Raw genomic sequence first — 11,815 nt, 5'->3', positions numbered from 1 at the left:
AATCTTACCCTAAAGGAGTAACTTTTCGAAGACGCAACGCTAAAGCTTTTACTGAACCCCCGGACTATCCGGGGGTTTTCTATATACAAAAAGCTGGTGAAAACAAGTTTCGCCAGCTTTGTATTCTTAATTAAATCTAGAAAAAATATGTAATCGCAACCATTCAAGCACTGAACATACTGCAAATATTAAGATTGATACACCAACCATATGTAAAAGAAAAAATGGTGAATCAAAATAGTTATTTGCTTGAATTACCGTATTCCATAACCAATCACTAATAATAGGATTATTATGGATTAAATATACTGCAAATGTAGTAGATGCTACTGTATTAATAAATGGACTATATGAAATTTTTATATTCTTAAATATTGTAAATATGCCAATAGCAGTCAATAATCCAACTACAGAGTTTCCTTTATGGGCTAAATACATAATATACAGACCCTCATACATATGAATATCATTCCACAAGATAGAGGCCAATATAAGTATAATACTCATAATACCAGCATATATAGATATCTTATCTAATTTTGCATCTCCATATTTACGAATATAAGCACCAATCATATACATAATGCCAAATGTAAAATAGGATGTTAGATATCCACCACCACTGATAAATGTACTAATCAGTGTAGGAACGGTATAGAATATAGTGGTTAATACAATTATGATTTGCCCCAATCGAGCTTTACTAACACTATTAATGATTTTATTAAATAAAGGTATTGATATATATAGTAATAAATACGATCTAGCAAACCAGTTTAGTGGTGTTAGTGGGAATAAGGATTTATATATATAATCTGTTTTTATTGAAAGCCCTAATGCAAAGCCCAATAGTAATACGATAATTCCCCAAAAATATGTACAAGATAGTAGTTTTAATACCTTTTTCCATCTAAACGTTTGATTCACGAGAAAATAGCCTGTAATGATGACAAAAATATCAACGGCTACCTTACTCCATGCCCCTAAAAACTGCATGCCAACTAAATTAAACGATACAGTATCAATATCTCCAAAATAACTTAGTACATAATAGTGTCCCAACAACACCATAAGCATACTAATCACTCGTAGTAACTCAATGTTAGATTGACGTTGAGTTACTATGTCTCCCTTATTCATGTTTTCCTCTATCCCCTATTTCAAATATAGTTTTAAATTCTCTTGTACTTCCTCTGCATATTGATCTAATAAATCATAGCGTTTTCTATATTGACTACGCTTTTGAGATTTAATTTCTTCAATCGGTTTACGGTATTCCTCTAATGGAACAATGTAAAATCTTGGGTCTTGTGAAAGCTCTCCACCGCTTTCTTGCCACAAGGAATCTAGCTCTGCTACTTTCGCACGATGCCCGCGTACTAAATGTGTATTTGCATAAAACCCTTCATCAGATACTGCATAGATAGTTTCTACTCCACATTGCTGTGCAATCAATCTAAGCAAATACATAATAAAGTTTTTAGGACGATAACCAAACATCTTTTTAGTAGCTGTTTTTGCATTGGCTAAACCGTCCTTATATCCCTGAATGGTGCCAATCCACATGGCTTTTTCCCCACTAAGACCTTTACCAAATCGGAAATTAGCATGATATACACCTTGTGATTCCAAGGTTAATAATAATGTTAACAATCCTTCCTTGCGTTGCCCTGCGCCGTAATATAGTTGAGCTTTCATATTAAGATCTTCTGATTGCCATACTGTAAGACCACGCTTAATACGGCTCACATCATCTAGAAAATTATCCATATCCACAGAGTACATGGACTGAATAGCTTGATTAGTGAACACATTTTGTATGTAATCAAAGTGATTGATGATAGCATCTAAGCGCTCATCTACTGTAGAATCTTTATAGAAAAAAATACGCGTCATCAATTCATATAAACCAATTTGGCGTTGTAACAGCTCTGGATCTGGTTTATAGTTAGCAAAATAGTTTTCTAAACGATTCATTTGCTGACGGCGACTCATAGAGCGGACGGTATGTAATACAACACGACGTGTTTCTCTCCAGCTACGCTTACCATATATTTTTCGGCCTTTTGCCCATTGATTTTGTATATACTGTAACACCTTATCACCTCAAATTACGAATAATTGTTACTATGGAATCCACCATCTTAGCAATGGTAAATGTAGATTTCACACGCTTATACCCCTGTTCTACCATAGATACGCGAATTACATCATCCTGCATTAACTTTTGAATAGACTTAGCAATTGCTTCACTATTAACCGCATCAATAAGAATACCTGATACGCCATTCTCAATAATTTCTTCCTGTGCTCCTGATGTACTTGCTATAACAGGAACTTTACAATACATAGCCTCACATAATACAAGGCCAAATGCTTCTCGTACTTTTGATGGAGCCACTAGACAATCGATAGACCGATAAAAACTATTCATATCCTGCTGAAAACCAATATATTCCACATAGTCTTTCATATCATATTGCATAATATAATGATGCAATTCTTGAATATCATCATGAATACCATCACCACATATACGCAATCGAATATTATTATTACTATTATGTATTATTTTAATGGCTGCTAATAACTCATATATACCCTTGTTTTCTGTAATACGACCCGCATATCCTACGATAAACTGCTTTTGTTCTTTATGTTCACACTCAATACTAGGAAAGCGATGCGTATTAATACCATTATAAACTAGATGATATTTCTGAGAAATCGAAGGTATAACTTGTGCATCATACACTTGTTTAGATACGCAAATAAAAGCATCTACATGAGATTGAATCCAACGATGGTATATATCGGTTTTAGCCTGTACCACATTATGTTTATAAAAAATTAGTTTTGCACCCGTTAAACGTTTTAATGCCAAGCATAACAAGATATATTTACCAGAATGGCATTGAATAACATCAATACCATATTGGTTCATTTGTTTAACAATAGAGCTAATAGATAAAAAACCTTTACACGAATAAAGATTAGCTGTAATGATTTCTGCTACTAATGTAAATCGGTCTTGTAGTTCCTGATTTGTTTCATCTACTAAAACAAAAGAGGGTATCTGCCATCGATGTAGTTCGTCGCACATATCATATACATATTGCTCTCCGCCGCCCCATACTTTGGCGCCTACTACATTTAGTATCGACATAGATACCCTCCTTAAAATATATATTGTAATTAACTATATATATTTAATCATATATGTATTTATTTTTCATCTACTTTTTAGAAAATAGTATCTTTTCATGATTGATCAACCAAGTTGTTAGTAAAGTCCAATCACGTGCTTCATCAGCATGATTATCGATAGGTCGAACTTGTTCCACAGGCTCAGTTGAAGGCATATTACTTTCACCATAATCCATACGGACATCACCCATCATAGTATCAGTCATCCATTGATAAGGAGTTACTAAGGTTTCAGGCTGCTCCTCAAATAACGATGGAGTAATAGAATAATACTCAAATCCTTTAGGTGCAATAGCCTCGATAATCGTTGGCATAATGCTCATATGGGTACCTTTTTTAGTAACAATCATATTATCTTCTAACTCAGGATGTTGTAATAAACCAACCGTACAGAATGTGTCACGCAATGTATAATCACGATGAATAAGCGACGTATTATTCAAAGAACCAAATAGATTAGAATGATCACCGGTCACCACAAAGAGACTGTCTGGATAGGCATCTTTCATAGATTTAACGAAATTAAATATAGCCTTATCACTATAACGGTAAGTTGCCAGTTCCTTATTACGTGTTTTATTAGAACGCAAATCTTCCCCCACATCTGGCATAACTTTTTCTGGAGCATAATCGAGTAATGAGTCCTCCATCTTATACGGACCATGATTAGAGGTTGTATAAATAAAATGGAATGTAGGTTCATCAATTGATTTAATTTGTTGCTCAATATTCTCTAGGAATACATGATCATAAACACCAACCCATGTTTTAGGAGCATCAGGTCCACAGAAAATAGAAGCACTTTCTACTTTATCAAAACCTTGTGCTTTACCAAAGTGATTAAAGTTACCATACGATGCATTACCACCATACCAATATATAGTTTGATATCCTAATTGCTTCATTTGATGTGCAAAGGATGTAGGAAATGCACCCTTCCAGAAACTTTCTCTTTCATTGATTTCTAATCCCGCATCATAGATACCACTCATAAGGCTTACGATAGATGGTCTTGATACATTACCTGCCGGTAAAAAATTAGGAATTTGAACTGTATGCGATTGCTCTTTAAAATTCCATAAACCGGTGCATACATTAAGTAATCTATGTGTTTCGTCTAACGACCACTGTGTGATACTTTCACCAACAATAAAGAAAATATGTTTAGGTTTCGTAATCTTAGGTCCTTTAGCAATTTTTTTGAAAGCATATAACGGATTATCTAGCTCATGCCAATTCTCTTTATATTCACTAGGTACAACACGACTAACAGCGTGATTAATAGCTTCCTCAGATGCAGTATATTCTGAGCGTAGAGGATGTTTATAAACCGTTTCCAATGCACATAAATCAGGTACTGTCGCACGAGCAAAGAAAAGGTCTTCTTTTACTATGGTAGGAATCGTATCCCATTCTGGCTTATCATCATGAGATAAAGTACCACCATAGCGGAACCAATAAAAACCAACAACCGATACAATGACTAAGAATACATTCCACAATACTGTCATCCATGTACTCTCAAAAGCAGGATAAGGGATAGATGGTAAAGATAGAAAAGCACTTCCTGCCAACCATGAAATAATAGCTACTGGAATAAATCCAACCAATACCAATAGGCCTCTATCTTGGTTGAAAAATACATCGATAAGATTATTTTTTTCTGCATGTTTGCCATAGTGGACCATATAGTTATACGTATCGTGAAAATGCTTGTAAAATATCATCTTACCTGCAAACGCAGCATATAATACACAAGAGTAAAGAGTTAATCCAATAAGGCGCACTATATCTTCATATTGATGATATGTACCAAAGAATAATGCTGGTATAGTAATGAGAACTAAAGGTACTAAAAATACATAGGCATCAAAGTCCATGCCCCACCAAAATCCATAGCGTAGTGCACCTAGAACAGATTGCCAACGTCCTTGCCAAGTAGGATATGGATTATAGCTACGCATAAATATTATACGGAATATAGTACTTAATATAGGGGCCCATATCATTAATTTTATATTTTGTTGTAATGATAAGAAAAATTGTTCACTCATTATATTTTACAGCTTTCTCTATCTTACATTTTTGTATATTTTCTAAATACTTTTTATAAATAAATCACAATATCCCATTAGATTTATTTAAATAATACAGTTTTACATATTTTGTTACAGTATACATATAATGATATAAAGATAAGATGAAACCTATTTTGCCATCAAGGAATCCCTTTTGCAAAATATATATCTTAAAGAATGCCCAGTGAGGGCGAAGTATAATATCCTTCCAAAAAGAACAGGATTTACCTTGTTCATGATATTTCTCAGCAGCTGCTGATGTATATTTATTGAACTTATTGAAATACTGAGTCCAATTATCGTAGGTATAATGAAACAGTTTTCCTTTTAACGAATCTTGTGGAAATGGGCTAATAAAGGTTTCATGTACAAAACCTTCAACAGTCGCCCCTTCTGTTGGCATCAAACGTAATACCTTATCTGGTCGCATAGAGCCATGAGTTGCAGAGTTATGATGAAATATATTATGACGAGATAACCAATATGCTTTTTTCTCTCTACATTGTACAGCTTGTCTTATTTCATCATTTAATTCAGGCGAAATCCGTTCATCAGAATCAATAAATAGTATCCAATCACATGATGCCTGACTAATACCAAACCGTCGTTGTTGAGACCAGTCATTGTTTAAAGGATGTGGTATCACCTTAGCTCCTAAGCCTTCTGCTAATTCTACAGTTCTATCCGTACTACCATCATCTATGACGAGTATTTCATCTGCACATTGAATGCTTTTTATGCAGTCTGCTATATGCTGTTCTTCGTTGCGAGCTAATATAATAGCTGTAATTGTTGACATAAGTTGCCTCAATATTCATATAATTTCAAATATATATATAAAATTACATATTCAATTATAAAGATTTTTTAATTCGTTCTAATCCAAACATCATATGCCCATACAGTTTTGAGATAAATGGAGCATGGAGTGCACCGTATAATAACACCTGATATTTGGCACCAATAGCAGGCATATCAGAAGACTGTTCCTCTTGTTTTAAATACTCTAGCATATGCTCTACCTGTTTTTCTTGTAGTTCTGGTTTCGCTAAATTAAAACCAATTCCCCCTACAGCACTGCGAATGGCTCTATGACGACAGTATTGTACAAAGTCTGTCATACCTAATTCTTCAGCTAATGGTTGACGATATAAATAGGAACAGAACAATCCATATTTACTCTTTGCACTCCAATTACTCGTGATAGAGTTTTCATTATCACAGTTATAAAAATAAAGCGATTTCTGTAAATAGTATACAGATGAAAGGTTTTTAAAAACCAACGGCATAATCATTAAATCCTCAAAATCTGTATTTTCTTTTAATCGAATTTCTTTCCAAGCATTTGCTTTAAAGAATTTATTACATAAATAATTTGGAATTTTGTCCTCTATCAAAGCAGTATATGCACTTTTTATATCTACAAAATAGTTTTCATCCATATGCCGAGGACTAGTCTTACCATTTTCTACAACAGAAATATCAAAAACCACTACATCTACTTGCTTTTCTTGAATGGATGTTAAGCACTCTTCAATCATTGTAGATGCTACATAATCATCACCATCTACAAAAGCGATATAATCACCTTTTACAATTGCCAGTCCATCATTACGAGTCTTACTAACACCCATATTCTGTTTATGATGTATAACGGTAATTCTATCATCCTTAACAGCATAATCATCACAAATACGCCCACTGGAATCGGGTGATCCATCTTCAATTAAAATAATTTGTAAATTACTATATGTTTGATGCTGTAAACTTTCAATACATTTACCAATATAGTTTTCTGCTTTATACACAGGAATAACAATTGATACTAATGGTCTATTCTGATTCTCCATAATTATATACCTCCTTGTTTATATGCCTGTGCCGCTTTATATCCCTGTTTATATTTCGATTTAATCCTTATATAAGCCAATTTATCTTGTAATTGATTCCATTTTAAAGAACACCAATCCTTAAAACTGCCCTTACGAATCGTAGACTCACAAAATACCAATCCATCACTAGACTCTAATCGTAATTGTAAAAGACTAGTACTTAATTCTCGCTCAATTGTACTTTGTAAAGCAGAAATATCAACATATTTATTATTAATTAGCCACCTATAAGAGTTTTCTCGTATTGATTCACCATATGTAATCATATCTTTTCTGAGACTTTCAATATAAGGGGTAATCATCGGAATTTTCTCACCAGGATATACAACCCAATCATACATAAACTGATTATCTGCTAATATATGACAATAATCATATATATCATTATTATTACTATATAACTCTATTTCAGATAAACCTAGGCATTGTTTATCTATATATATATCAATCCATTCTAAAGACACAGGTTCATCAAAAACATAAGATATACCTTGTCCCATATAAGTAATTTCTTTTAATAAAATCTGCTTACCATTACTCATTTCTATACGAATAGAGCAATAATTATAAGTATTATATACATTACCAAATAATTGTATAACCTGTATAGCTGTAGTTTTGTTAAACGCAATATGGACCTTACGTTCCATATCATCTATCGTTGGTATCCACATATAATCCTCAGGATTATATGAATTTAATTTTACATTTGCTATATTAAAACGTAAGAAATCATTAAGATATGAAGCCTCGCCAGAAGATACAGTTATATCTGCATATAATACTAAATTATCTGTTCTTCTCCTCCAAAATACTTGATCACCATTTATAAGGCGTACCCCCCTTTTATAACCTTCTTGGCTCATATGGGCCGCCATTGCCTTAAAAATAGGATTAGTTACTAATTCTCTATTTCGACAATCATAAGGTACTGGAATTCGAAGGCGATGTACCCAAGATAGAGTAGGATTTCCCGTACTAAACTCATTCGATGGCAATGCCCGCTTATTAATCACTGTAGATAATAGATTATTTTCATAGTAATCATCAACTGTTTCATATCCTGTTGAATAAGCAAAACCATTAAGAAACTGAGGTCTAAATTCGGTATATTTTATAATCCACTCTATCGCACACGCCACTGTAAAGGTACATAATCTATGATCTACATGAGTATCATAATCCGTGGCAATAATTGTATCTGGTTTAAAGTGCAGTATAACATCAATTAAAGACTGAATAATACCAGACCAAGAATAAGGTTGAGTCTCATTCATAACAAGACTAGCAAAATCAAATCCATAGGTTTTATTATGATTAGCACGACTAGTGATAATAGCCGATTTATTCTGAATAATTTCATGACCTATAAAATCGCCAAATCCTAAGAAAATAATATTCTCTTGAGGTAATCCAATTTCTTTAGCCATTTGATATGTCTCATTACATCGCACATCAAAAGTATATTCATAATCACCATTTGTGAGAAAAACTACATATACCTCTAGCCCTTCTTGTATCGCCCCATATATAGTGGCACCAGCCATATTAATCTCGTCATCTTCGTGAGGAACAATAAACATAACTGAATGACCATGAAAGAATTGTTCATAAGAAAAACTAGATATATTCATAAATAGAAAAACTCCCGATTACTAATTCTATATATTATTTACAATTACTGTATAACATCCCCATGTTTCAACCGCCAAGCCGTTAATTCTCGCATGGTTTTCATAGAGTTAGCATAGTCTTGTGGCATTTGCTCATTTTCTAAATAAATACCATTTGTATCCATCCACAAACGATGGTTAAACACGAACGACCCTTGATTAAATAGACTCGGTACCATAGCCTCATAGGTTTGCCCCGTGCGACCTACGAGTTCCGCCAAGGTCGGAATGATTTGGATGCTCATACCGAATGCATCTTGTGAAAGCCATTCTTTTTTGATGCCTTGTCCATAGAAAATAATCGGAATCGTAGAGAACACATTAGAACTTTGTTCACGAGCAAAGGTAAAGCGTTCGCTATGGTCACCGGTGATAACAAATAATGAAGTTGGATCAGATTGTTCCTCTTTGCTGATAAATTCGCCCATCACATGGTCTGCATACCAAATATGACCCATTTCGTTGATTTGTTTATCCGTATTGGCAATGGAATCTGGCAAGTTCTTACGAACCTTATCCGCATCATAGCCTTCCTTCGCCACATTCACACTATATGGAGGATGATTCGACGTAGTCATGATGACATTGATGATCTTTTCGCCACGATGTTTGTCCATATATGTACTGATAGCCTTGAACATATCTCCATCGGCTACGCCCCAAGCATTTGTTTCGTTGCTCGGCATTTCAGATGCATCGTGGAATTCATCAAAACCTTGTTCTAATGCAAAATTCTTAACATTTTGCCAAGTACTAAAACCGCCATACCAAAATACGGTCTTATAACCTAGTTTTTTCATAACCGATCCAATACCTAGGCCATACGGTTCTTGTAACATACCTACGCTATAATTTGGATACATCCCCGTATCCGGCATCCCCGTTAATAAACCAATAATGGCAGGCATCGTACCTGTTCCTTGGGCCAAGGCCATTTGTGTACCCATCGCCTGAGGACTGCCTGCGTATTTACGACCTTGCTCTACAAGATAAGCACCAGGTTCATTGAATTCAGCAAGGAATGGCCATAAACCATAGGATTCACCGAGAATGATATTAATAGATTGCGGTTGTTGTTGTAATCGCTCTGTTGTTATCGTTTTTGTGAAAGCTTCATCAAATCTTGTACTATTAGGATTACCGCCAATGGATTGTATTTTTTCATGTAACTCAGCAGACGTTAAATGAATATCCTCTAGCTCTGAAGTCCGTTTCGCAATAGATTTTACACGGTATAACGCTTGTGCATCGTCTAATATTGTTTCATTTAATAGATTTGAATTAAGTCGAGCTGCACTTTCCCAGTTAATGGAATTCGTATAGCTCAAAGCACCACCGAAACGGAATACTACAAATATCAAACTAAATACAATCAATAAACCTATTCCTGTTATCCACTGAGCAAGTTTTGTCTTTGGATACCATTTAGTGCTAATTACCTTATTAATACTATATTTTTTTGTACTAGTAGATAGTACTTTTAACAAAAACTCTGTTAATATAACACTTATAACAATAGCACAAATAAAATAAAAAAAAGCATTATACTCATTAATAGCTGTGTTGACAATAGCGCCAATATCATCATGTTTACCATTAATAAGCATCATATTATAAGAAGAGTTAAAGATTTTATAAAATGGAATTCGTCCCAAAAATAAAAATGTCAGTAAAATAGTTGCAATTGAATATATAATTTGTTTAAGACGTAAAGACGGCCATTTAGGTACAAAAGTTTGTACTAATGTACCTAATATAAATCCAAATAAACAGATGGTACCAACTGTTTTAAGGCTTAATCTAAAACCAAACCATAGGGATTTTAGTATTTCCTCTATAGGAACCGTAGCTAACTGTGACTGAAATATCCAAAGAAATACCACTCTAAAGATAGTTAATAAAACAGAAAAAAATAAAAAAGCCATAATTTCTGTTTTTATACCTTCAAATAACCGTTGCCATCGATTCATAACTACCTATCCTCTTTAACCTAATTATAGTAATTAGTAATTTAAAATATTATTTACTAATTACTAATTATCTATGGTATTTATTTTCCCTCTATAAATTGTTATCTATAAAATTATTTTAGTAATCTAAACCTTCAAACATCTTGTAACATGCTTTTTCAAATCGTCTATACTGACTGATAATTTTACTTTTTAGAGACAATTGTCTATATAATTCTTTATAAGCACTATTTTTCTTTGCTGTACGTTGAGACTCACCACTAGAATCTGAACTTGTCCCAGAATCTACAGTAGATGCCATTACTTCTTCGTCCTGTTGTAGTATAAGATCTTTATCTAAACAATACAATTTACAAAGATTTAACCAATAATAAAACTTAAACGCATCAATTTCAAAGCGCACAGGATTTTGAATAGATGTAATATTATGGGCTGCAGCTCTATTAATAATATAGCCATGAGTACAAAATAAATTTCTAGCAGAGTAAATATTCATATTCTCAGATATATTTTGTACGCGTTTATGATGATAAATACTTTTTTGTAGTACTACTAAACGTGGCTCATCACTAAATTCAACAAATTCTCTAATTTTTTCTATAACAGTTTTATCAAAGTATTCTGTAATGAATATATCATCTTCACAAATCATAATACTTTTTTGATTAGACTCAAGAAATTTCTTATATACACCAATATGACTTAAAGCACATCCAATTTCGCTAGGAGTCAAAAAAGTGTCTTTCAATGCTTTTGTTGTAAGCTCTTCTTTTGACATTTTATTCGCCATAATAGCATCAAAGAAACTGAATTCTAGATTATATTTACCAAATTCATTACAAACATTTTCCCTACGTTCAGCATTCTCTTTATCAGATATAACTATGATATTCATATGTTCCTCTATTCATACTAATATCGACAATCGATTTAATATCTTCTACACCGCGGCCCCTTGCACCGCTTGCATTTTCCACAGCCTTTATCCGTAGTTT

General features: G+C 33.4%; 9 protein-coding genes. All 9 read right to left on the bottom strand.

The window, feature by feature from the left end; translation table 11 throughout:
* Positions 1-126: 126 nt before the first annotated feature.
* Entirely contained in the window at positions 127-1,140 is a 1,014-nt protein-coding gene (locus VEI_RS09200) for an acyltransferase (RefSeq protein ID WP_059364576.1), read from the bottom strand.
* Between the two features lie 15 nt (positions 1,141-1,155).
* Positions 1,156-2,097, bottom strand: coding sequence for a VirK/YbjX family protein (locus tag VEI_RS09195; protein ID WP_059364574.1), 942 nt, complete (start codon positions 2,095-2,097; stop codon positions 1,156-1,158).
* A 4-nt stretch (positions 2,098-2,101) separates the two neighbouring features.
* A complete protein-coding gene (locus VEI_RS09190) occupies positions 2,102-3,166 on the bottom strand; it encodes a glycosyltransferase family 4 protein (protein WP_059364572.1) in 1,065 nt (354 codons plus the stop codon).
* A 70-nt stretch (positions 3,167-3,236) separates the two neighbouring features.
* A complete protein-coding gene (locus VEI_RS09185; RefSeq protein ID WP_059364570.1) occupies positions 3,237-5,261 on the bottom strand; it encodes an LTA synthase family protein in 2,025 nt (674 codons plus the stop codon).
* A gap of 64 nt (positions 5,262-5,325) precedes the next feature.
* Positions 5,326-6,084 carry a glycosyltransferase family 2 protein gene (locus VEI_RS09180; RefSeq protein ID WP_059364569.1) on the bottom strand — a complete coding sequence of 253 codons (759 nt, stop codon included), beginning with the start codon at positions 6,082-6,084 and terminating at the stop codon, positions 5,326-5,328.
* Positions 6,085-6,139: 55 nt separating this feature from the next.
* On the bottom strand, positions 6,140-7,135 hold the full coding sequence (locus VEI_RS09175; RefSeq protein ID WP_059364565.1) for a glycosyltransferase family 2 protein: 996 nt from the start codon (positions 7,133-7,135) through the stop codon (positions 6,140-6,142).
* Positions 7,136-7,137: 2 nt separating this feature from the next.
* Positions 7,138-8,811 carry a PIG-L family deacetylase gene (locus VEI_RS09170; protein ID WP_059364564.1) on the bottom strand — a complete coding sequence of 558 codons (1,674 nt, stop codon included), beginning with the start codon at positions 8,809-8,811 and terminating at the stop codon, positions 7,138-7,140.
* Positions 8,812-8,855: 44 nt separating this feature from the next.
* Positions 8,856-10,820 (bottom strand): LTA synthase family protein, encoded by a 1,965-nt coding sequence (locus VEI_RS09165; protein WP_059364562.1) that lies wholly within the window; start codon positions 10,818-10,820, stop codon positions 8,856-8,858.
* 118 nt (positions 10,821-10,938) lie between these two features.
* Positions 10,939-11,715 (bottom strand): glycosyltransferase family 25 protein, encoded by a 777-nt coding sequence (locus VEI_RS09160; protein ID WP_059364560.1) that lies wholly within the window; start codon positions 11,713-11,715, stop codon positions 10,939-10,941.
* Positions 11,716-11,815 lie beyond the last annotated feature (100 nt).

The organism is Veillonella tobetsuensis (assembly GCF_001078375.1).
In the GTDB taxonomy this organism is placed as follows: Bacteria; Bacillota; Negativicutes; order Veillonellales; family Veillonellaceae; genus Veillonella; species Veillonella tobetsuensis.
The sequence above is the reverse complement of the archived record's forward strand: the minus strand, read 5'-3'. Positions and strand labels throughout refer to the sequence as shown.